The sequence below is a fragment of the Kordiimonas pumila genome, from assembly GCF_015240255.1.
In the GTDB taxonomy this organism is placed as follows: domain Bacteria; phylum Pseudomonadota; class Alphaproteobacteria; order Sphingomonadales; family Kordiimonadaceae; genus Kordiimonas; species Kordiimonas pumila.
This window is the reverse complement of record NZ_CP061205.1, coordinates 37843-60647: the sequence shown is the minus strand read 5'-3', so window position 1 is coordinate 60647 and position 22805 is coordinate 37843. Positions and strand designations below refer to the sequence as shown.

The 22805-nt window shown below is 46.9% G+C and carries 23 protein-coding genes and 1 tRNA gene; 20 read left to right on the top strand and 4 right to left on the bottom strand.

The genetic code is table 11. The annotated features are described in order from the left end of the window. Positions 1–106 precede the first annotated feature (106 nt). Positions 107–997, bottom strand: coding sequence for a fumarylacetoacetate hydrolase family protein (locus ICL80_RS00310; RefSeq protein WP_194214160.1), 891 nt, complete (start codon positions 995–997; stop codon positions 107–109). 238 nt (positions 998–1235) lie between these two features. Here ICL80_RS00310 and ICL80_RS00305 point away from each other — a divergent pair, with 238 nt between their 5' ends. The 9 genes from ICL80_RS00305 (at position 1236) to ICL80_RS00265 (ending at position 10608) form a co-directional block, all read left to right on the top strand. Next, the gene (locus ICL80_RS00305; RefSeq protein ID WP_194214159.1) at positions 1236–1937 is read left to right on the top strand and encodes a TetR/AcrR family transcriptional regulator; all 702 of its coding nucleotides are present in this window, start codon (positions 1236–1238) and stop codon (positions 1935–1937) included. Between the two features lie 53 nt (positions 1938–1990). Then, a complete protein-coding gene (locus ICL80_RS00300; RefSeq protein ID WP_194214158.1) occupies positions 1991–2752 on the top strand; it encodes a TIM barrel protein in 762 nt (253 codons plus the stop codon). Between the two features lie 130 nt (positions 2753–2882). Then, positions 2883–3323 carry a nuclear transport factor 2 family protein gene (locus ICL80_RS00295; protein ID WP_194214157.1) on the top strand — a complete coding sequence of 147 codons (441 nt, stop codon included), beginning with the start codon at positions 2883–2885 and terminating at the stop codon, positions 3321–3323. A 35-nt stretch (positions 3324–3358) separates the two neighbouring features. Further along, the gene (locus ICL80_RS00290; protein ID WP_194214156.1) at positions 3359–3970 is read left to right on the top strand and encodes an NADPH-dependent FMN reductase; all 612 of its coding nucleotides are present in this window, start codon (positions 3359–3361) and stop codon (positions 3968–3970) included. A gap of 43 nt (positions 3971–4013) precedes the next feature. Then, positions 4014–4892, top strand: coding sequence for an NAD(P)-dependent oxidoreductase (locus tag ICL80_RS00285; RefSeq protein WP_265588796.1), 879 nt, complete (start codon positions 4014–4016; stop codon positions 4890–4892). A gap of 25 nt (positions 4893–4917) precedes the next feature. Then, positions 4918–6600 (top strand): dihydroxy-acid dehydratase, encoded by a 1683-nt coding sequence (ilvD, locus tag ICL80_RS00280; RefSeq protein ID WP_194214154.1) that lies wholly within the window; start codon positions 4918–4920, stop codon positions 6598–6600. Between the two features lie 75 nt (positions 6601–6675). Then, positions 6676–7335, top strand: a complete 660-nt coding sequence (locus ICL80_RS00275; RefSeq protein ID WP_194214153.1) for a GntR family transcriptional regulator — start codon at positions 6676–6678, stop codon at positions 7333–7335. A gap of 330 nt (positions 7336–7665) precedes the next feature. Then, entirely contained in the window at positions 7666–9993 is a 2328-nt protein-coding gene (locus ICL80_RS00270; protein ID WP_194214152.1) for a TonB-dependent receptor, read from the top strand. Between the two features lie 15 nt (positions 9994–10008). Continuing rightward, entirely contained in the window at positions 10009–10608 is a 600-nt protein-coding gene (locus ICL80_RS00265; RefSeq protein ID WP_194214151.1) for a VOC family protein, read from the top strand. Here the strand turns inward: ICL80_RS00265 and ICL80_RS18245 are convergent. The 3 genes from ICL80_RS18245 to ICL80_RS00250 form a co-directional block, all read right to left on the bottom strand. Next, positions 10549–10812 carry a helix-turn-helix domain-containing protein gene (locus tag ICL80_RS18245; protein WP_380082819.1) on the bottom strand — a complete coding sequence of 88 codons (264 nt, stop codon included), beginning with the start codon at positions 10810–10812 and terminating at the stop codon, positions 10549–10551. The genes ICL80_RS00265 and ICL80_RS18245 overlap by 60 nt on opposite strands. Positions 10813–10937: 125 nt before the next feature. Next, positions 10938–11013 (bottom strand) — tRNA-Ala (locus tag ICL80_RS00255). Between the two features lie 113 nt (positions 11014–11126). Continuing rightward, positions 11127–11444, bottom strand: coding sequence for a TIGR02300 family protein (locus ICL80_RS00250; protein WP_194214149.1), 318 nt, complete (start codon positions 11442–11444; stop codon positions 11127–11129). A 120-nt stretch (positions 11445–11564) separates the two neighbouring features. On the opposite strand from ICL80_RS00250, the gene aroA reads away from it, so the two are divergent. The 11 genes from aroA (at position 11565) to pheT (ending at position 22794) form a co-directional block, all read left to right on the top strand. Next, positions 11565–12890, top strand: a complete 1326-nt coding sequence (gene aroA, locus ICL80_RS00245) for a 3-phosphoshikimate 1-carboxyvinyltransferase (protein WP_194214148.1) — start codon at positions 11565–11567, stop codon at positions 12888–12890. Between the two features lie 29 nt (positions 12891–12919). Continuing rightward, entirely contained in the window at positions 12920–14143 is a 1224-nt protein-coding gene (locus ICL80_RS00240) for a hypothetical protein (protein WP_194214147.1), read from the top strand. Positions 14144–14167: 24 nt separating this feature from the next. Continuing rightward, on the top strand, positions 14168–14800 hold the full coding sequence (cmk, locus tag ICL80_RS00235) for a (d)CMP kinase (protein ID WP_194214146.1): 633 nt from the start codon (positions 14168–14170) through the stop codon (positions 14798–14800). Positions 14801–15010: 210 nt separating this feature from the next. Further along, the gene (gene rpsA / locus ICL80_RS00230; RefSeq protein ID WP_194214145.1) at positions 15011–16711 is read left to right on the top strand and encodes a 30S ribosomal protein S1; all 1701 of its coding nucleotides are present in this window, start codon (positions 15011–15013) and stop codon (positions 16709–16711) included. 262 nt (positions 16712–16973) lie between these two features. Further along, positions 16974–17252 carry an integration host factor subunit beta gene (locus tag ICL80_RS00225; protein WP_194214144.1) on the top strand — a complete coding sequence of 93 codons (279 nt, stop codon included), beginning with the start codon at positions 16974–16976 and terminating at the stop codon, positions 17250–17252. A gap of 27 nt (positions 17253–17279) precedes the next feature. Beyond that, positions 17280–17645, top strand: coding sequence for a hypothetical protein (locus ICL80_RS00220; RefSeq protein WP_194214143.1), 366 nt, complete (start codon positions 17280–17282; stop codon positions 17643–17645). Positions 17646–17692: 47 nt separating this feature from the next. After that, the gene (gene pyrF / locus ICL80_RS00215) at positions 17693–18406 is read left to right on the top strand and encodes an orotidine-5'-phosphate decarboxylase (RefSeq protein WP_194214142.1); all 714 of its coding nucleotides are present in this window, start codon (positions 17693–17695) and stop codon (positions 18404–18406) included. A gap of 211 nt (positions 18407–18617) precedes the next feature. Continuing rightward, on the top strand, positions 18618–18815 hold the full coding sequence (rpmI, locus tag ICL80_RS00210; protein WP_194214141.1) for a 50S ribosomal protein L35: 198 nt from the start codon (positions 18618–18620) through the stop codon (positions 18813–18815). A gap of 35 nt (positions 18816–18850) precedes the next feature. Continuing rightward, complete coding sequence (gene rplT, locus ICL80_RS00205) at positions 18851–19210, top strand: 50S ribosomal protein L20 (protein ID WP_194214140.1); 360 nt, start codon at positions 18851–18853, stop codon at positions 19208–19210. A gap of 108 nt (positions 19211–19318) precedes the next feature. Then, on the top strand, positions 19319–20398 hold the full coding sequence (gene pheS / locus ICL80_RS00200; protein ID WP_194214139.1) for a phenylalanine--tRNA ligase subunit alpha: 1080 nt from the start codon (positions 19319–19321) through the stop codon (positions 20396–20398). Further along, positions 20395–22794, top strand: a complete 2400-nt coding sequence (gene pheT, locus ICL80_RS00195; protein ID WP_194214138.1) for a phenylalanine--tRNA ligase subunit beta — start codon at positions 20395–20397, stop codon at positions 22792–22794. Before pheS ends, pheT begins: the two co-directional genes overlap by 4 nt. The last annotated feature ends 11 nt before the right edge of the window (positions 22795–22805 follow it).

Here is a 22805-nt window from a genome sequence, read left to right as displayed (position 1 = left end):
GGAACCTGAGGTTTAAGTGCCTCAGGTTCCATTGAATAGACCTCGGCGTTTCAGAATGGGGGAAGTATTTTCCATTAGGCCTGCCGTTCACTATTCAAATAGTTTGCTAATAAGTATAAACTGGTTCAGCTACGACTGTGTTTTCTATGCTACCTAAACCGGCGATTTCCATGCGAACAACATCGCCGATCTTGAGGTACTTTGCTGGAGTGCACGCGGCTCCTACACCGCATGGTGTACCAGTTGCCAGAATATCACCAGGTTCAAGCGTGAAAGCTGTAGTCAATTCCTCGATCATTTGCCCAAGAGAATAGGCCCAATCACTTGTGTGCCCGTCTTGTCGCAGTTCACCATTAACCCATGTCCGTAAATTGAAGTCATGGTCGAGAGGAAAGCTGTTGGCTGAAGTCACCCAAGGGCCCGTCGGGCCATGCGTATCAAAGGATTTTCCTATCATTGCTGTAGGAGCCCGTAGTTGCCAATCACGAATACTGGCATCATTGCAAATCATATAACCGGCGATAACATCAGTGACATTTTCTGCTTTTACGTAGCGACATTTTTTACCAATAACCACAGCCAGCTCTACTTCGTAATCAAGTTGGTCTGATACCGGTGGCATATATATAGGCGCGTGCGGGCCAGTAATGCAGCTAACCTGCTTATTGAACCAGACTTGGTGTTGCGGAAGTTTGATGTCCGGAAATTTATTAAGAACTTCCTTAATATGGGATTTAAATGCAAAGCCAAGACCTAGAAATTTTTCAGGCTTGGGTATGGGAGCAAGAAGTGTAACGTCAGACATCTTTACGCTGGGCAGGGATGCTATTGAAGCCTTGATTGCTTCTATGATGCTCGGATCTGCTTGTAAAACAGACATAACACCAAGCCGATTGTCTGTTTGTAGGGAGGGCCAGTTATCTAGTTCGATAATGGTCTCTCCGTGAATGATTCCGATTTTTGTTTCATCATTGATACTGTAGCGCGCCACTTTCATTTTAAATACCCCGTATTTCCCACTTTCTGGTCTACAAATAGTAGTTTAAATATTTACTATAAAATAAATATAATTTACTAATACATAAATAAAATTGAAGGCGCAAGAGGTTTTGATTTCCTGTCTTTTGTGTAAGCCTCTCTCTGGGTTCGAAAAAAGCTTATGTTAAAATCAATAATATGTTTAATGATGATGAGTGTAATTGATGAACTTTTCCACGAAAGGATTGATGGCAAGTATGGCCGATGAAAGTGAAATTCCTAGACATTCGAAGCCAATTACAGCGTCTAGGCGTGGAAGGGGGCGGCCTAAAGGGGTGCTTAATGTAGACGATGCTTTTACGCGCCGTAATATTCTGAATGCTGCTTTAAAGACCTTTAGTGTATATGGGTTTGATGGCGCGTCCATTGCAAAAATTGCCAGGCTGCATAAGGTGACGCCACCTCTTATCCACTACTACTTTAAGGACAAAGAGGAAATTTGGCGTGCTGCTATTGATCATGGTATTGGGACGATGATCAGTGATTTTGAAGAAATTATTGCTCAACTTTCTGAAGCTGACTCGCTGGCTAGGCTTAAGTTTTTTATTCGGCGTTATATCACACTTGTAGCAGAGCGCCCTGAAGTATTTACTTTGATTTTGCGAGAAAGTGAGATGACAGGCCCGAGATTCACATGGTTATCCAAGAATTACCTTAGTCCTCTTTACGATTTATTCTTGGGTCTTGTTGATGCGGCGCAAAGAGAAGGTTTTATAAAAAAGGAGGCTCCTTCTTATCATGTTGCGCAGGTCATTATGGGGGCATGTTATCATTTTATCTCTAGTCGCAATCGTATGCTCTCTACATACGGCGTAGATACATATAGCAAAGAAGCGCGGGATTCCCACGCAAACCTAGTGATAGATACGTTGTTTTCCGGCCTTGAAATACGGGGTTGATGTACGTGCGATCAAGGTTGGATTTGCGGAATAAATTAGCTGCAAACATTTCTATGATGTTTACAGAATATGCATTTTGGGACCGGTTTAATGCTTGCGCAAAAGCCGGATTTCGGAATGTTGAACTTCAGTTTCATGGTGATTTTTCAGGCGTGGATGTAGCGGCCGTTCTTAAGGGTAGTGGCTGCACACTTGTGCTTTTTAATGCCAATGTGGTTATAGATTCAGTTGCTGGATTTGGCTTTGCGCTTGAGCCGGAAAAGCAATTTCTGTTTCAAAAGTCTATCGAAGATGCCGCAGCGTTTGCAGGCATGGTGGGCTGCAAAAAAATTCATGTTCTCAGCGGCGAATATGAGGGGGTAATAGATAAGAAAACCTATGAGGTTTGGGTGCACAATATGAAATGGGCCGCACAGTTTTTTAGGCCGCACGAAATTATGCTGATGATTGAACCGCTCAATGGTGTAGATCGCCCCCACTATGTTTTGAAAACCCTCAGGCAGGCCTATAAGTTGCTGCGGGATATTGACGAAGAAAATGTTGGTTTGCAGTTGGATTTGTATCATGCAGCAAAGGGAGGTGATTGGGATGCTGTTTTTGTTTCTTCCATCTTACCGTACATACAGCACATACAAATAGCGGGTGTTCCTGCTCGAAACGAGCCGGATAGGGGATCGCCAGATACGCTCTCTAAATTGGAATGGCTGTTTTCTGTAGGATATAATTCTTATATTGGCTGTGAATATATGCCGTACCAAAATACCATTGGCGGCTTGGGTTGGGCGGTGCCCTATGGGCTTAAAGCTAAAACATAGTCGTCCGTGGTGCTGGCACATTTTCCATTTATTTTATTGATTATTAAATAAATATTATATATTGTATACAAAATACGATATGGACTGCTCGTTGTTATCGGGCATTTGGAATAAGATAAAGGAGGCGGGTGTGTCTGAGCATTCTTTACGGAACGCGCAAGAGCAAATGCGTATTGCTAATGTGCTAACGGAATTTTGTCGGTTGATAGACGCAGAAGATTTTGACGCTGCCGTTCTTCTTTTTGAAGCGGAAGCTGCTATTACAACGCCAATGTTTAAAGCTGTAGGGCGGCAAGGCATCAAAGACAAATTACTCGCTGGTCGTGCTCACGAAAAGTTGGTGACGCGGCATTCATGGTCAAATCTTGCTGTAACATTCCTTGGTGATGCTGAGGCAAAGGTTGTGTCGCATGTGACAACATATTCGGGTGTGGCTCCTGCACCGCTTGAAAAAATGAACATTATGGTTGGTGTTGCGGAAGATATTATGCGTTTAACGGAAGGGGAATGGTTGTTTGCTGACCGTCGGTTGAACGTTTTGGCACGGGGCCAGATAGCGATGGCTGCGTGAGCAGTTTTTTTATTGAAATATAAAGTGGTTTTGTCATGAAAATTCTTACGATATGTGGATCTTTGCGCCGAGAATCTTATAATAAAATGCTAATTGAGACTCTGCCGCGTTATGCCCCTGATGGTTGGGAGTTTGAGGCTTCTGTGTCTATTGGGGATATGCCCCATTATAGCGAAGACTTGGATACTGAAACGCCTCCGGAAGCTGTAAGACTTTTTAGGGAGCAAATAGAAAGTGCAGACGCACTCTATTGGGCAATGCCTGAGTTTAATCATTCAATACCGGGGGTTTTGAAAAATGCTCTTGATTGGGCTACGCACCCTTTAAATAAGGCAAGCCTTGTCGGGCGTATTGTTGCTGTTAGTGTAGTGACGCAAGGTCGTGGCGGCTTTCGGGGTATGGCTGATTTGGCACGGATACTTCGTGATCTGGGAAATTTTGTTATACCGGCCCCTGAGTTATGTGTTCAATTCGCACATGAATGTTTTACACGTAATACTGAAGGCGAAGTTCATGTAGGCAACGCCATCACAGAAAAGCTCCTGAAAGTGCAGTTAAACAACATTAAGGAAGCGGTGGATAATAAGATGGGCCAAAATGCAGGTGTCTCTTGGTCGCGTTTTTTTGACTCCATGTCTGTTCTTTAAGGGTCTTTCTTAGAGGAGCTTTTATAAGGCAGGGAGAAGGCTATTGAATAGTGGGGGGTACGGCATTGCTTTTTTAGGAATGGGGCTAATGGGGCAACCCATGGCAGCACGTCTTTGTAAAGCGGGGTATAAGCTGACTGTCTGGAACAGGTCGGCTGAAAAAGCGCAACCTTTAAAGGATGTGGGCGCCGAGGTTGCCATAGAGCCTTACTTGGCCATTCAAGGTGCCGAGTATATTATGCTTTGTTTGACGAATGGCGACGCTGTGGAAGAGGTGATCTTTGGTAATGGTGGCCTCTATGGAAGCTTGTATGCTGGGCAGACTATTATCGACTTCTCGTCGATCAGTCCGCATACGACGAGAGCCATAGCGGGTCAACTGTTGACTGAAAGACATGTTAATTGGGTTGATGCGCCAGTGTCCGGGGGTGTGAAGGGTGCTGTATCAGGCACGCTTGTCATTATGGCGGGTGGGGAAGCAGAACACATTAATGCGGCTCGACCTGTGTTGTCTCATCTATCGCAAAAAGTAACATACATGGGCGCTGTCGGTGCTGGTCAGGCGGCTAAGCTGTGTAATCAGCTTATTGTTTCAACTAACATGCTTGCTATAGCAGAAGCCATGGCCCTTGGTCGGGCGCAAGGTGTGAATGTGGATAGCCTGCCTGATGCTTTTGCCGGTGGTTTTGCTGATTCTGTTCCTTTACAGATTTTTGGACCCCGGATGGCGTGTCAGCAACATGAACCAATTCTTGGCGCCATTGATATTATGCGAAAAGATGTCAACACCATCGAACAGGCGTTGAAGGATCAGGATATAGCCTTTCCTTTATTGGTAGCTGTAAAAGCGCTTTATGAGAAAGCGTCAGTTAACGGGCTGGGGCCCGCTGATCTATCGGCCCTTATGAAACTTTATATATAGTCACAAAAGACGTTGGATTTTCTGCATGACAAAAAGAGACACCAAGGGGCAACCTTTACCTTCCAATATAATTACTGAGGGTGTGGACCGCGCACCACACCGTGCGTTTTTAAGGGCAATGGGGCACGGTAATACGGAAATAGAACAGCCTTTTGCAGGTGTTATTTCTACTGGTGGGACAGTGACACCCTGTTCAATGTCTCTGGCGCCGCAAGTGGCTGCTGCGGTCAAGGGGCTGGTTGCCGGAGGTGTTACACCTTTTGAGTTTTCAACCATCACTGTTGCCGACAGCATGTCAATGAATCATAAAGGGATGCGTTATAGTTTGGTGTCTAGGGAGTTGATTGCAGACTCAATCGAGGCAGTTGCGTCAGCACATGCTTATGATGGCCTGATTGGTTTTGCGGCGTGTGATAAAACCTTGCCCGGCATCATGATGGGTATGTTGCGTGTAAACCGCCCTTCAATCTTTATGTACGGCGGAGCCGCCTTGCCGGGGCGGTGGCGTGGAAAAGATATTGGTATTGTTGATGTTTATGAAGGTGTAGGCAGTGTTTATGCTGGTGACATGACACAAGAAGACCTAAGCAGTTTGGAGCAAGTTGGTGTGCCAACTGTCGGGTCTTGTGCGGGTCAATTTACAGCAAATACGATGGCTATGGCAGCGGAAGCAATGGGTCTGGCGTTACCCAATACGGCCATGATACCTGCTGTTGCATCTGTTCGGCTGGAGCGTGCTAGAGATGCTGGTAAAAGACTTGCTCAACTTATTTATGAGGGTGGTCCCCTGCCAAGAGCGTTGGTTACACGAGAAAGCCTTGAAAATGCGGCAGCAGCAGTTGCCGCCACAGGGGGGTCGACCAATGCTGCACTACACTTGCCTGCAATTGCATATGAAGCCGGGGTTGAATTTACGCTTGATGACATCGCGAAAATATTTGACCGCACGCCTTTACTGGCAGACTTGAAGCCGGGTGGGCGTTATTGGGCGAAAGATTTGTATGAAGTTGGTGGCGTGCCATCTGTTTTAAAAGCTATGTTGGAGGCGGGTGCCCTCAATGAAAACTGCCCCACGGTTGATGGGCGTACAATTGGTGAGATTGCTGATGCTGCACAGGCGCCTGATGGAGAAGTGGTGCGCAGATCTGATAACCCTATTGCCCCGACGGGTGGGGTTATTGTTTTGAGCGGAACATTGGCGCCCGAAGGTGCACTTTTGAAGGTGGCTGGATTAAAGCATTTAAAGCATCAGGGGCCTGCGCGGGTATTTGAGAGTGAAGAAGACGCTGTAGAAGCTGTGCGCGCCCGGCAGTATCAGGCTGGTGACGTACTGATCATACGAAATGAGGGGCCAAAAGGCGGGCCGGGTATGCGTGAAATGCTAGGTGTGACAGCCTTGATATATGGGCAGGGAATGGGTGAAAAAGTTGCCCTTATCACAGATGGACGCTTTTCTGGCGCAACCCGTGGAATGTGTATTGGTCATGTTGGCCCGGAAGCTGTCGCAAAGGGAGCGATTGGTCTTTTGAAGGATGGGGATATCATTAATATTGATGCTGTTGCCCGTACCCTTGATGTTTTAGTACCTGCCGAGGAACTTGAGACAAGAAAGGCAGGGCAGACAACGCAAGAGGAAAGGTTATCCCCAACCTTAAAGAAGTATGCAAAACTTGTAGGTTCTGCCCGTCTAGGTGCTGTGACGCATTGATTAATTGCACTTTGTCGACAATTTGTATAAGGTCATATAAATCTTTCAAGCAACCTTTTGTGTGTGCATGGTTTTATGTCGACAACCCTTATTCCAAGATCCACTTTGCCGAGTGAAGTTTGTACAAGGCTACGTAATGAAATTATAGAAGCAGTTTGGAAGCCGGGTGTACGCTTGCAGGAAAGAATTCTCACAGAGCGATACGGTGTATCTCGCTCACCTCTTCGAGAAGCATTTCAGTCTTTGGCCTCAGAGGGGTTGATTGAGCTTACGGCTAATCGCGGTGCTGTTGTTACGACCCCTACTTTAGAGCTTGCTATTAGCTATTATAATATTCTTAGAGTGTTGGAAACGCTCGCTATAGAGTTGGCCTGCGATAATGCAAGCAATGCTGAAATTGCAGAAGTTGAAGCACTTAACGACCAAATGAAGCAATATGCTTATAAAGAGGATAGCCAAGCTTTTTTTCATGCCAATAATGAAGTGCACCGTAAAATTGTAGAGATCAGCGGGAATGTTCCTTTAGCAGACACCCATCTTGTTATTTCGCGTCAGATTATTCGTATTCAAAACCTGAATGGGCTCCTTGAGCACTCACTAAAAGAATCGATAGATGAGCATGATGAAACAATCGCTGGGCTTAAAAAGCGTGATAAGGAAAAAGCTTCTCAATCTTTCAGCAAGCATTTGAAAACAGTAGAAGATAATCTGCGTTCCAGGTTGACGGTCGAATAAAGCATATCCATCGATTCTGATGGGTTCTTGAAAGATAAAAAATAGTGAGCTTTCTGCATTTATTGGTGTGGCGTTTCTTCACGTAAGCTCCCAGAAAATATCTATCTCTCATAAAGAAAAAATCATTGTGGAAAGTCGGGTTGTGTAGCTTCGGTTTCGCATTTTTATGCTTTTCCCAAGTTTGTAATATTACATATTGTATTTTTGTATACAATATGTAATATGTAAATTGTTGTTGATTCTTGAGATAAGCCTTTCCTCAGAAACGTTATATTTGATGAGGAAATTCGAGGGAGCACCACAGGGGGAAGGGAATAATGGGAGAGAAAAATGCTATACAATAAAAGACGGTTCGCCGTTTTAGCGGCCACATCGTCATTGCTAGCTTTGTCGACAGCGCCAAATATTTCGGCACAAGAAGTATCGCCTGATGACAAGGTTTTTCAAATTGAAGAAATAATGGTTACTGCCACGCGCCGGTCTGAATCACTTTCTGATATTGCTATGTCAGTTTCTGCTTTTGATGGTAAATTTGTAGAAAAGCGTGGCCTAACTGAAGTGCAGGACTTGGCAGAGTTTACGCCCAGTCTTCAGATTTTTTCGGAACAGGTGAATACAGAAATCTACATGATACGTGGTATTGGCCGGGCGAATGAAGATATTTCATCTGACTCTGGTGTGGCTGTCTATATAAATGATGTCTATATCCCGCGCCAAGGTGCGGCAAACGCTGCTATGTATGATGTTGAGCGCGTCGAAGTATTGAGGGGTCCTCAAGGCACGCTGTATGGGAAAAATGCAGTTGGTGGTGTTATTAATATCATCACGCGCCAGCCATCTAATAACCCCCAAGCATCGGTACAACTTGATTTTGGCAACCAAGATTATCAGCAGGTGATGGCGTCTGCCAGTGGTCCGATTGCTGAGGATAAACTCTACTTTGGTGTTTCAGGCTTTAGTAAATCAAAAGATGGTTCTTATACAAACCTCGTTGATGGGCGAACTGGCAACAACGTTGTTTCCGAAGGGCTTCGCGCAACACTGAAAGCAACACCATCTGATACATTAACTCTATCAGCTGTGGTGGACTTTTCTGATGCAAACCAAGATGGGGTTTTGAAAAGTGTTATCGCTGATGAACCAGGTGCACAGTATATCTTTAAGGATTTTCTGGTTGTTGATGACTTCCCGACACAAGAAGACGATATACGGTCTACCAGAGTTGATACATTTGGTGAGCAAGGCGTCCGTCAATGGGGTGGTTCTTTCCGTATCGATTATGAACTGAGCTCTGGTAGCTTGACATCAATTACAGGGTACCGTTCTGAAGAAAGTTACAATATCGAAGATGCTGACCGGACTGCACAGCGTGCTTTAACGCAAGGCGGCGATCAAGATTCTAGTTCCTTTAGTCAGGAACTTCGGTTTGTGTCGGCTGATGATGGAGCCTTGTCGCTTGATGGAAAGTTTCATTTCACGGGTGGCCTGTATTTTTTCCGTGAAACGGGGCAGAGGAACCATCAAATTTATTTGAATGCAAGGATCCCGTCCAGTGCGGTGGGGGATTCAGATAATCCTGATGATGGTCTTATTGGGCCGGGGTCTCCTGATTGGCAAAATAGTACAGCGTATTTCTTGCAAGATATTACTACTAATAGCTTCGCTATATTTGGTGAGGCAACCTATGACCTTACAGATGCATTAAGCCTAACTCTTGGTGGGCGTTATACCATCGAGAAAAAAGAGTTTAGTGTTGATGTGTCATCTGAAGCGGAAATTGCTGGTGAAGACGACTTTTCACTTTTCCTTCCGGATGGAGCCTTTACTGCGGCTAATAGTAAACGGTGGTCAGAATTTACGCCAAAAGCAACACTGCAGTATGATTTTTCTGACGATACAAATGTTTATGCAACTTTCTCTCGTGGGTTTAAAAGTGGTGGCTTTAATGGACAAATCGATAACCCTGCAGGCTTAACACCATTTGATCCTGAAATTGCCGATAACTATGAAGTTGGTTTTAAGACAATGCTCCTGAGTAATAGGTTGCAGATAAATGCCAACGTTTTTCAGGTTGATTTTAATAACTTACAGGTCGCAGGCGTAACGGCAGAGGGCCTTGTTATTACAAGTAATGCTGCAAATGCGCGCATTCGTGGTATTGAAATGGACTTTTTGGCAAGGCCAATCGAAGGGTTGACTTTGCGAGGCGGGCTTTCTCTTCTTGAGGCAGAGTTTGTTGATTGGACAAAAGAAGAATTTGATCCAACTGTCATTGGTGGCCCTCCTTTTGTGATTGTAGATAAATCGGGAGACCGCCTTGACGATACACCAAAGTATTCTTTCTTTATGGGTGCTGATTATTCATGGGACTTGTCGGGTGGCTCTGTGACACTTGGTGCCGATTTTATTGCCAAGGGTAGCACGGTCACAAATGAAAACACATACCGTGGTAGTTCATATCAGGTGGTCAATGCACGTCTTGATTGGCAACCAAAAGAAGATTTGACATTCAGCTTTTGGGTAAAAAATCTGACGGATGAAGTCTATTATCGCGGTGGCGGCCCAGTTCCGGACCTCAATAAATTTATTACCCGTGTAGGGCTTGTTGCGGACCCAAGAACCTTTGGTTTCACCGTTAAAAAGACCTTTGGTGGTTAAAAAGGAAAAATTTCAATGGATGATGTGAAAAGATCACTGGATAGCAGTTATGCTGAAACTCTCAAGCCTTCAAAGCTGGCGCATGTTGTCATCAGAACACCATGCTATAATGAAAGCCGTGAATGGTGGGCCAAAGTATTAAATGCTCATCCAGCATATGAAAATGAGCAGCTCTGTTTCATGACGTATGACGACGAACATCACCGTATTGGAATAATTAATGTGCCTGACCTGGGGGGGCAGGCACCTTCTAATGCGGGCATGGAACATGTTTCCTTTGCCTACAATACCCTTGGAGATTTGTTGGCTACATATTTACGTTTAAAAGAAGCGGGTATTGTCCCTTTTTGGTGTATTAATCATGGGCCAACAATTTCCATGTATTTTAGGGACCCTGATCAGAATAAGGTGGAGCTTCAATATGATGTTTTCCCGACACCGGTTGAAGTAGACGCTTTTTTTGCATCAGGAAAATACGAAGAAAATTTCATGGGTATTATTTTTGATCCAGATGAAATGTGTGCCCGATATATGGCGGGGGTGTCGCTGGAGGAGTTAGTCCACAGGCCGCCATTGCCTGAGGGTATGGGGCCATGGGATATGCACCGCCCATAAAATATTATAAGATGGGTCGGGTTCCATTAAACGCAGCGTGCTCCGGTGGGAATTGTAAGAGGAAAGTTTGCAGCAGGGTTTGCTCGATTGGCGGTATTGGTTGCTCCATTTGCTGAGCGTCGACTTGCCAATACCAAGCTTTTCGGCAACCGCCTCTCTGGGTAAAGCGTTGGCCAACGCCAGCTTTACTGCTTTACATGCCAAATGAGATAGAGAAGTAATTTCTCATTATAAGCTCAGGCCTGCAATTAGAACAGGGGTCCCTATTTGGTCCCTTTTGTAGAGAATCGATCTCAATTTTTGTAAGTAATCGAATTTTAAAAGGAAATTGGTGGAGCCGAACGGGATCGAACCGTCGACCTCTACACTGCCAGTGTAGCGCTCTCCCAGCTGAGCTACGGCCCCTTAAGAATGGCGCGGACTATAAAATTCGTGCTTTGGGTGTGCAAGTAAAAAGTCGTGCCACGAGTAAAAATCGGGCGGCAAAACCGCCCGGCTTTATAAATTAAGACAATTTCTTACGAATCATCTGACGCTAAAGATGTGTCAACAATAGTTGAGACTTCATCATCGTCATCATCATCAAGGCTGACATCGCCGATAGATTCATCATCGATATCGAGATCATCATCATCGTCGTTGTCAGTGTCTGTTTCGTCTGCTTTTTCTTCCTTTTCATCAGATAAAACAATAGGTTGTTTGGTCTTCAGAATAGGTTCAGGCTTGAACTCTGTTTCGCATGCGATGCAAACAATTGGGTCAGCATTACCCAGATCATAAAATCTTTCACCGCATTTCGGGCAAGTGCGTTTTGTGCCCCATTCGGGTTTCGCCACGTCTCTCTCCTTGATATTTGACGCGCTTTACAGCTAAGAATTGGCGCATCAATTGCCATGATCACGCGCGCCTGTCAAAGATTTACTGAATAGATGGGTGCTTAATATGGAAAGTTCGTAATGCCAAGCCTTGTTTCTCTGCCTAAAAACCCTTTAATCGGCACTGTTAAGGTGCCTGGCGACAAATCTGTGTCGCATAGGTCATTGATGTTATCAGCCCTTGCTGTGGGGGAAAGCCGAATCACTGGCTTGCTCGAAGGGGAAGATGTTTTGGCAACAGCCCATGCTATGCGTGCGATGGGAGCAACCTTGAACCGGGTTGATGACGGCGAGTGGGTGGTAAACGGTGTTGGAGTTGGTGGCCTGATGAGCCCAGACGATATTATTGACATGGGGAACTCTGGCACATCTACCCGGCTTCTTATGGGACTGATCGCAAGCCATGCTATTACGGTTACAATGACGGGAGATGCAAGTCTCAGGTCGCGCCCTATGGGCCGGGTGATCGATCCGCTCTCTGAAGTGGGTGCTGTGTTCAAGGCAAGGGATGATAAGTTTTTACCCCTTACTGTGACAGGTACCGATATGCCCGTGCCCCTTGATTATACAACACCGATGGCCAGTGCACAGGTCAAATCGGCGGTATTGCTAGCGGGCCTTAACACGCCGGGCATAACGACGGTCAGGGAAAAAGTTGCAACCCGTGACCATACAGAGCGGATGTTAAAGTCCATGGGGGCCGACATTACTGTGCAGGATGAAGATGGTATACGGGTTATCCGCCTTGTTGGTCAGCCAGAGCTTTGCCCTGTTAATCTTGAAGTGCCGGGGGATATTTCGTCAGCGGCGTTCCTGTTGGTGGCGGCCTCCATTATTCCCGGGTCTGATGTTACCCTTGAAAATGTTGGGCTCAACCCGCTTCGTACAGGGATTATTGAAGCACTGAAAGCCATGGGAGCCAGTATCAGCATCCATAATGAACGTGAACTGGGGGGCGAGCCGGTGGCCGATGTGCAGGTGATAGCTGCGCCCTTGAAGGGTGTTGTAAACCTTGAGGTTGACCCTTCAACCATGATTGATGAGTTTCCTGTGTTGTTCTGTGCGGCGGCTGTGGCGAGCGGTGTTAGCCGGTTTACAGGACTTGAAGAATTAAGGGTAAAAGAATCAGACCGTCTTGCCGTTATGGCAGCGGGTCTGCGTGCGAACGGCATTAAGGTTACCGAGCTTGACGATGGTATAGATATTGAAGGTTGTGGTGGTTTTATACCGGGTGGCGGGACTGTACAAACGCACCTCGATCACCGGATTGCGATGAGTTTTGCAATTCTTGGCCAAATGGCCAATAAAGCTGTTATGGTGGATGATGCATCACCCATTCAAACCAGTTTTCCAGCTTTTGTAAGGTTGATGACTGGTTTGGGGGCTGGTTTGGATGTGCTGGAATAAAAATATATGTACTTAGGAAGGCGGGGGTTATGTTTACACGACGGCGAGTTATTGGAACGTTTATAGGTGTTTCTTTCAACCCTATGCTTTCTGCGCTTTCTATCGGGGAAACATCGCTACGCCAGCGGGTGTCAGATATCATTCAGGAGTATTCTGAACAGGGTATTCACCGCACCGGTACAGAAACTGACGGCGTGAGTGCTGATTGGCTGAAGGCAAGGATCAGTGAGCTTGGTGTAGAACCTGCTGAAACAGCATTTCCCTTTAAGCGTGTTGAGGTAAAGTCTGCTTTGGTTCGGATCGCAGGGCAGGATATGCAAGGGGTACCCCTCTATGACTGTGGCTATACAGATGAAAAAGGTATCACCGGCTCTATAGGGATGCTGGGGAGTGACGCTGATATTGGCGTGGTGATGATATCCCCTTTTGGGTCTGATGTGCTGCATGCGGCCAGAGTATCCGGCAAGCATAAAGCCATAGTGGCGGTGACAGATGAAAAATGGCCAACTGACGGTGTGGCCACTGTGAACGCAGAAGATTACAGCAACCCCTTTGGGCCGCCAGTTATACAAATTGCTTATCAACACTGGGGGCGGGTCAGGCAAGCAGTGGAAAAAGGTGACACTGGCACAGTGGTGGCACAGTGCAGGTATGTTGATGCAATTGCTAGAAATATAGGGGCTACTATCAAAGGTAAAATAGCTGGCTTGGACCCTCTGGTGATTATGACACCAAGAAGCGGGTGGTGGCAGTGTGCTTCTGAGCGTGGTGGTGGCATTGCATGCTGGCTTGAAATGATGCGGGCTATTAAAGAGGTGGGGCCAGACAGAGATGTAATTTTTACAGCAAATACTGGCCATGAACTGGCTCATTTAGGGCTGGATCATTATCTCTCTAGCCACCAAGACCTGATTAAAGGGGCTTTTATGTGGGTGCATCTTGGTGCGAATTTTGCGGCCAAGTATGATAGTAAGGTTATTGTTCAATATTCAGACGACCAGGCGGAAGCCGTATTGAAAAACAGGCTGAAGGCTAGCAACCTAACAGCCGATATAGAAGTTGATGGCACGAGGAGGCCATGGGGCGAGGCCAGAAATATTTATGATGGCAAGGGCCACTATATTTCGCTACTAGCCACCAATGGCTTGTTTCATCATCCACAGGATGTATGGCCTGATGCCGTGGATCTAGAAAAAACAGTTGGCTGGGTGTCTGCATTTTCGCATATTGGTGCCGAGCTTTGCCGTATATGACATTAAAAATTAAGGTGATTCGCAGTGATTATAGCAATTGATGGCCCGGCAGCGGCAGGAAAAGGTACTCTTGCACGCTTGATTGCTGCAGAATTTGATTATGCATACCTTGATACAGGAGCACTGTACCGTGCTGTCGGGCTTGCTATGTTGAAAGCAGGTATGAATCCGGCAGACAGTGATCAGGCGGCCGCTGCCTCAGAAAAGCTGGACCTTAGCCTTATTGATGACCCGGCTCTAAGGTCAGAGGCCGTAGGGAGCGCCGCATCCCAAGTTGCTTCTGTGCCGACTGTTAGAGATAACCTTTTGTATTTTCAAAGAAATTTTGCTGTAACACCGCCAAATAATAAAAAAGGCGCTGTGCTTGATGGCCGTGATATTGGCACGGTTGTGTGCCCAAATGCCGAAGTAAAGCTGTATGTAACAGCAAGCCCGGAAGAGCGCGCGCGGCGTCGCACCAGTGAAATTCAGATGCGCGGTGAAGTGGCGAATTATGCTACAATTCTGGCTGATGTGAAAGCCCGGGACGCACGAGATATGGCCCGAACCAGCGCTCCATTAAAGCCTGCTGCAGATGCCCTCTTGCTTGATACGACTGAATTAGATATAGACGCCGTGTTTTTAAGGGCGGTCCGTTTTATCAAAAGCAAGGCTTAGCCCCAATAACCTTATGATACTGCAATGTGCAGTCCTGTCGCGGTTTCGCCGGTAAAACTGGCGCGGCGTGATCAGGATCTTTTTGTTGGTGTTAGAGGCTCTCGGACTGAGAAAGTGCCAGGATGGTCCTGACCACTAAAACCCTGAGAGAAGACCGCCGGATACAACCGGCTGGCACGTATAAAAGTGATGACCTGAAAGGAAGACTTAATGTCTCAAATGGCAAGTATGCCTAACATTTCTGATTTTGAAGCGCTCCTCAATGAAACAATGCCTGCTGAAGGTGGTTTTGAGGGTTCTGTTGTTACGGGTACCGTTGTTTCTATCGAAAATGATTTTGCTATCGTTGATATCGGACTAAAAGCTGAAGGCCGCGTTCCTCTGAGAGAGTTTGCAGTGCCGGGCCAGCAAGCTGAAGTGAAAATCGGTGATTCTGTAGAAGTTTTTGTTGATCGTGTGGAAAATGCACTCGGCGAAGCTATTCTGTCACGCGACAAAGCGCGCCGTGAAGAATCATGGACTGATCTCGAAACAGCATTTGAAAAAGATTCTCGTGTTGACGGTGTTATCTTTGGTCGCGTTAAAGGCGGCTTCACTGTTGACCTTAACGGCGCGGTTGCGTTCCTGCCTGGTTCACAGGTTGATATTCGCCCAATCCGCGACGTTACACCGCTAATGAATATTTCTCAGCCATTCCAAATCCTGAAAATGGACCGTCGCCGTGGCAACATCGTTGTATCACGCCGCGCCATTCTCGAGGAAGACCGTCAAGGTCAGCGTGCTGAGCTTCTTGGTAAAATCAAAGAAGGTGATACTGTTACTGGTGTGGTTAAAAACATCACTGACTACGGTGCCTTCGTTGATCTTGGTGGTATTGACGGCCTCCTGCACGTGACAGATATGTCATGGCGCCGGGTTAATCACCCAAGTGAAGTTCTGACAATTGGTGAAAACATTGATGTTCAGGTTGTTCGTATCAACCCTGAAACTCAGCGTATTAGCCTTGGCATGAAACAGCTTGCTGATGATCCATGGGATGGTATCGAAGCTAAGTATGTTGTTGGTGCCAAATTCACTGGTACCGTTACAAACATCACTGACTACGGCGCTTTTGTAGAGCTTGAAGATGGTGTTGAAGGCCTCGTACATGTTTCTGAAATGAGCTGGGTTAAGAAAAACATCCACCCAGGTAAAATCGTTTCTACAAGCCAAGAAGTTGAAGTGATGGTTCTGGAAGTTGACCAGGCCAAACGTCGTATTTCTCTTGGTCTGAAACAGTGCGGCGACAACCCATGGGAAGCGTTTGCTGACAAGTTCCCAGTTGGTACCGAGATTGAAGGCGAAGTGAAAAATATCACTGAATTTGGTCTCTTTATCGGTCTTGAAGGCGATGTTGACGGCATGGTTCACCTCTCTGATCTCGATTGGGATCGTAGCGGCGAAGAAGCTATCCAAGACTTCAAGAAAGGCGACACTGTAAAAGCTGTTGTTCTTGATGTTGATATGAAAAAAGAACGTATCAGCCTTGGTATTAAGCAACTTGGCGGTGACCCATTCTCTGATGTTTCTGGTAAGAAACGCGGCGAGCAAGTTACCTGTGTTGTTAAAGCTGTAAACGAAAACGGTATCGAAGTTGAAGTGGGTGATACAGGTGTTACTGCCTTTATCCGCCGCAGTGACCTTTCCCGTGATCGTGGCGATCAGCGCCCAGAGCGTTTTGCTGAAGGCGACAAAGTTGACGCAATGGTAACAAGCGTTGACAAGTCTAGCCGTAAAGTAAATCTCTCAATTAAAGCACTTGAAGTTGCTGAAGAAAAGGCCGCTGTTGAGCAGTATGGTTCTGCTGATGCCGGTGCAAGCCTCGGTGATATCCTTGGTGCAGCGCTTGAGAAAGCCAAAGACGAAAAATAAAATCGCATAATTATGTGATTCGCAAAAGGCCACCTTCGGGTGGCCTTTTTAGTTTCTGAGGTAAATTTGGTAGTTTTTAAAAGCAAGAGTCAGAGAAAAATTAGCCAAAAACGTACAAAATAATGCGATTCTAGGCCTAAAAGCTTTTTTCTTTGAAAGGCTTATCTTGACGGACTGCATTTCAAATGGCAGGCTCCGCATAAAGTAACCTGCAAAAACCAGTCGTCGTTGTCGCATGAAGCGCGCTTTGGGGAGGATGCATATGATCAAGTCCGAGTTGATTACCAAAATTGCTGACGCTAACCCCCACCTGTATTACCGGGATGTTGAGCGTATTGTTTCAAAAATATTTGATGAAATTACAGATGCTCTATCACGCGGTGACCGTGTTGAGCTTCGCGGTTTTGGCGCTTTCTCTGTGAAAACAAGGCCAGCTCGCACTGGGCGTAACCCGCGTACAGGTGACAAGGTTGATGTTTCCGAAAAGCATGTTCCTTACTTTAAAACTGGTAAGGATCTGCGCGAACGCCTGAACAAATAATGGTGTGGCAATCGTTCCGGCAAATACATGTTTAATTCTTTTCTTTTGTTGATTCGTAGCCTTGTCTGGATAGGCGCTGGATTGCTTCTTGTACTGTTCGCCCTCAATAACAGATCCACTATAACAGTTTCTCTTGAGCCCATTTACCCAGCAATCGCCATGCCTATGTGGGGGCTTTTGTTTGTAGGCATTTTTATTGGGCTTTTGATCACGGCGGTGGTCACTGGTATTTTGCGCTTAAAAGCTTTTGTGAGACGCAGGCAAGCAGAACGAACAGCCGCAGACCTAAGCAAGCAGGTCGCCGCCATAGCAGAGGATGCACATCTTGTGAGAGCGGAACGTGCTCATAATGCAGCGCGTGAAACAGCAGCCCTTGCCAAAAATGGCGATTAAACGCTAAACCGGGTTAGCAATCGTATAATTCTTTAGAGATATAGCCCATGACTCATACCCACAACCCTGTTTACTGCGCTCTTGATACTACAGATACAGCGGAAGCTGTAAGATTGGCAAAAATGCTTATTGGCCATGTGGGCGGCCTTAAAGTGGGGCTAGAGTATTACTGCGCAAACGGGACTGATGGTTTTAAGCGTATCGCGGAAACCGGCATGCCTATTTTTCTGGACCTAAAATTCCACGACATTCCAAACACTGTGGCGGGTGCGATTAGGGCAGTTGCGCCGCTTGGGCCAAAAATTCTAACGATCCATACGCAGGGCGGGCCTGAAATGATGCGCCGCGCGGCAGATACCGCAGCTGAACAAGCTGAAAAACATGGTCTAACGAAGCCGTGGGTTGTGGGGGTCACTATATTGACAAGCCTTGATGATAGCGACCTTAAGGCTATTGGAGTTGCGGACAAGGTTGCAGATCAGGTTGCCCGTTTGGCAGCACTTGGGGCGTCGAGTGGCCTTGATGGTATGGTTTGCAGTCCGCTTGAAATTGCGCTGGCACGCCGCGCTACCCATAAAGACTTTAAATTGGTGGTGCCGGGAATTCGCCCTGCAGGCAGTGCTGTGGGTGATCAAAAACGGGTGATGACGCCGAAAGAAGCGTTAACGGCCGGTGCTGATGTACTAGTTATTGGTCGCCCGATCACGCAGGCTAAAGACCCACAAGAAGCAGCGAATCTGATCGCAGCATCTTTATTATAGATAGTATAGCCTGCTCTTTGGGCGCAGAAATAGCACCGGATAAGGCCTGTAAACAATGTGGTTTGCTAGCAACATGCTTTGAACGCTGAATCCACTTGCAAAACCGGTAAACTGGCGTTATACAGCGCCCTTCATCGAATGATCCGGCTGAAATAATGGGCTGCCGTGGTTGTTCAAAAGTGATCTTCTTAAAGTGTAGAGAGGACAGAAAATGCCCAAAATGAAGACAAAATCGAGCGTCAAGAAACGCTTCAAGCTCACCGCTACAGGTAAAGTGGTCGCTGCTCAGGCTGGTAAACAGCACGGCATGATCAAACGCACCAACAAGCAAATCCGCAACCAGCGTGGCACAACAATCCTCAAGGATTGTGATGCACAAATCGTCAAGAAGTTCATGCCTTACGGCTAGGCTTCAGGTCAGCGCATAGGTTTAGGAGATAAAAAATGGCTCGTGTTAAACGCGGTGTAGTATCGCACGCTCGTCACAAAAAGGTTCTTGAGGAAGCCAAAGGCTACCGGGGCCGCAGAAAAAATACAATTAAGGTTGCTCGTCAGGCTGTAGAAAAAGCCGGTCAGTATGCATACCGCGACCGTAAAGCCAAGAAGCGCACATTCCGCGCTCTCTGGATTCAGCGGATCAACGCAGGTACGCGTGCATACGGTATTCCATACGGCCAGTTCATGCACGGCCTCAAGCTTGCAGGTATCGAGCTTGACCGTAAAGTACTGAGCGATCTTGCAATTCATGAAGCAGCTGCTTTTGAAGCATTGGTAAATCAGGCTAAGGCCGCCCTTACCAAATAAAGCTGGTTCGTTTTTGCGAACATGGTTAAGAGAAGGGGGCCTGGCCAATTGGTTGGGTCCCCTTTCTATTGTTTGAACTGGTTTATGAATACGGCGACAGGAAAAATCATGCAGGAACAGATAGCGACCCTTAAGGCCGATATTACCGAGCAGATTAAGACAACAACAGACTTAGTGGCACTTGAAGATGTGCGGATTGCGGTGCTCGGCAAAAAGGGCAGTGTCTCACAGCTCATGAAGGGCCTTGGCGGTATGGCACCCGAGGAACGGCAGGTTATGGGGCCGCTGTTAAATGCGCTGAAAAATGAAGTTGCTGATGCTCTTGCCGATCAAAAGGATGTTCTGGAAGAAGCCGAGCTTAATGTGCGCTTGCAGCTAGAGCAGGTTGACGTTTCCCTGCCGGTTACAGAGCATCCGTCTGGTACTGTGCACCCGATCAGTCAGGTAATGGATGAAATAGCTGAAATTTTTGCTTCCATGGGCTTTGCAATTGCCGAAGGCCCTGACCTTGAGACAGATTTTAATAATTTTACCGCGCTTAATATTCCGGAAGAACACCCCGCGCGCCAGATGCACGACACATTCTATTTGCGCCCTGATGCAGAGGGTATTCGCAAGGTACTGCGTACACATACAAGCCCGGTTCAGGTGCGCACTATGTTGTCGCAAGAACCGCCTATCCGCATTATTGCGCCGGGTCGTACTTACCGAAGTGACAGTGATGCCACCCATACACCGATGTTCCATCAGGTCGAGGGGTTGGTGATTGATAAAGATACCCATCTTGGTCACCTGAAGGGCACGCTTGAGACATTTCTGAAAGCTTTTTTTGAAGTGAATAGCGTAACCCTGCGGCTGCGCCCCAGTTATTTTCCGTTCACAGAGCCGTCTATGGAAGTAGACGTGCAATGCAGTTTTGGGAATGGCACTGTGAAAATTGGGGACGGTAACGATTGGCTTGAGATATTGGGGTCAGGCATGGTTAACCCCAAAGTTCTGGAAAACTGTAATATCGACCCTGCTGTATATCAGGGTTTTGCCTTTGGGGCAGGGATCGATCGTTTGGCAATGCTGAAATACGGCATGAATGATTTACGCGCCTTTTTTGATGCAGACCTGCGCTGGCTTAAACATTATGGCTTTTCTGCCTTTGATATACCAACACTTGCCGGGGGAATGAGCCGATGAAATTTACACTTGGTTGGCTAAAAAGCTATTTGGAAACAGAGGCAGGCCTCGACGATATTCTGAAAAAACTGAATGAGATTGGCCTTGAGGTTGAGGGTGTTGAAAACCCGGCTGACAAGCTTGGTGCCTTTACAATTGCAGAAGTTATAGATGCTGTACCACACCCAGACGCCGATAAACTGCGGGTGTGCACGGTTAATACAGGTACTGAAACCATTACGGTTGTATGCGGTGCCCCGAATGCCCGTAAAGGCATGCGCGCGGTGCTTGGGCGCCCTGGCGATTACGTGCCGGGCCTTGATGTAACCCTTGGCCTTCGGAAGGTACGCGGTGTAGAATCAAACGGTATGATGTGTTCTATTGCTGAACTGGAACTCGGCGATGATCATGATGGTATTATTGATCTGCCGGCTGATGCCCCTGTTGGTGAAGTGTATGTAAAATGGGCTGGACTTGATGACCCGGTTATTGAAATTGCAATTACCCCCAACCGGCAAGACTGCTTGGGCGTATATGGTATTGCCCGTGATCTGGCAGCAGCAGGTGTTGGCACGCTAAAGCACCCATCAGATGCGAAAATTGAAGGCAGCTTTGATAGTGATATTAAAGTGGCGGTTGACTTGCCTGCAGACAGTGCTGATGCGTGCTCGCTGTTTTTGGGCCGCCGGTTTAAGGGGGTTAAAAATGGCCCCAGTCCTAAATGGCTGCAAGACAGGTTAAAGTCTATTGGCCTTCGCCCTATTTCAGCGCTTGTGGATATTACTAACTTTATTTCGTACGATTTGGCGCGTCCACTTCACGTTTATGATGCTGCAAAAGTAACAGGTGACCTTACAGCCCGGCTTGCGGCTGCGGGCGAAAGCTTTTTGGCGCTGGATGGTAAAACATATACGGCAGCTGGCGGCGAAACTGTAATAGCAGATAATACGGCGGTTCTTGGTTTTGGCGGTATTATGGGCGGCGAAGCAAGCGGCTGTAGCGAAGACACAACAGATGTTATTCTGGAAGTTGCTTTATTTGATCCTGTTCGCACAGCGTTCACGGGCCGTGATCAGGGCATTAACAGCGATGCGCGCTACCGGTTTGAACGCGGTGTAGACCCGCTATTTGCCGCGCAAGCTGTAGAAATTGCTTCAAAGCTTATTCTTGATCTATGCGGCGGTACAGTGAGCCATGTTATGCAGGCGGGCAGTACCCCTGTTTGGAACCGCACTGTACCGTTCAGGTCTGAGCGGGTTAGAACCCTTGGCGGGCTTGACTTGCCGGCGGCAAGTGCTGTTGCTATTCTTGAAAAGCTTGGTTTCAAGCTTGAAGGCAATGACCCTTACACAGTCCATGTACCAAGCTGGCGAGTGGATGTTGTTGGGGAGGCAGACATTGTTGAAGAAGTTCTGCGCATACATGGATATGATAATATCCCCTCTGTTCAGTTGCCTGATTTGGGCCACAAGGCAGGGGCTACGCTGAGTGTTCGGCAGAAAAATGCTCGCCTTGTAAAGCGCAGGCTAGCAGCAGTTGGATTGAACGAAGCAGTGACATGGTCTTTCATGCGCCGTGATCAGGCTACATTTTTTGGCGGCGGCGATAATAGCCTTGTTGTTGATAATCCAATTTCTAGCGAGCTAGACTGCATGCGCCCAAGTATGTTGCCAAACTTAATGATGGCAGCGCAGCGCAATAAAGATCGCGGCCTTCAAGGTGTTCGCTTGTTTGAAGTGGGGCCAGTTTACAAGGACGATACTGAAAAAGGCCAACTTTTGGTTGCCTCCGGGATTCGCACCCTTAAAATGACAGAACGGCACTGGTCTGCGGCTTCTGCGCCAGTTTCTGTTTTTGATGCCAAACGTGATGCACTTGCGGCGCTTGAGGCTGCTGGTGCACCTATTGAAAACTTGCAAGTGTTTGCAGAAGCACCTGATTATTACCATCCGGGTCGCTCTGGTACACTGCGCCTTGGGCCTAAAAATATTCTGGCCTCTTTTGGGGAACTACACCCCGGTATCCTTAAGAAAATGGATATCGACGGCCCGGTTGTTGGCTTTGAGGTATTTCTGGATGCAATACCACAAAAAAAGGATAAATCAGCCGCTAAAGGGGCTGTTAGCATGACAAACCTTCAATCAGTTGAACGCGATTTTGCCTTTTTGGTTAACCGGGATAAAAGCGCGTATGATCTGATAAGGGCGGTCAAAGGGGCAGATAAAGCGCATATCTCTGATGTGAATGTATTTGATGTCTATGAAGGCAAAGGTGTGCCGGACGGTCAGAAGTCTCTCGCTGTATCGGTACGTTTAACACCAGCAATTGATACCTTTTCTGACAAAGATATTGACATGATCAGTGATAAGGTTATAGCGGCGGCCACAAAAGCTGTGGGAGCAGTTCTGCGATCCTAATAATACTTTTT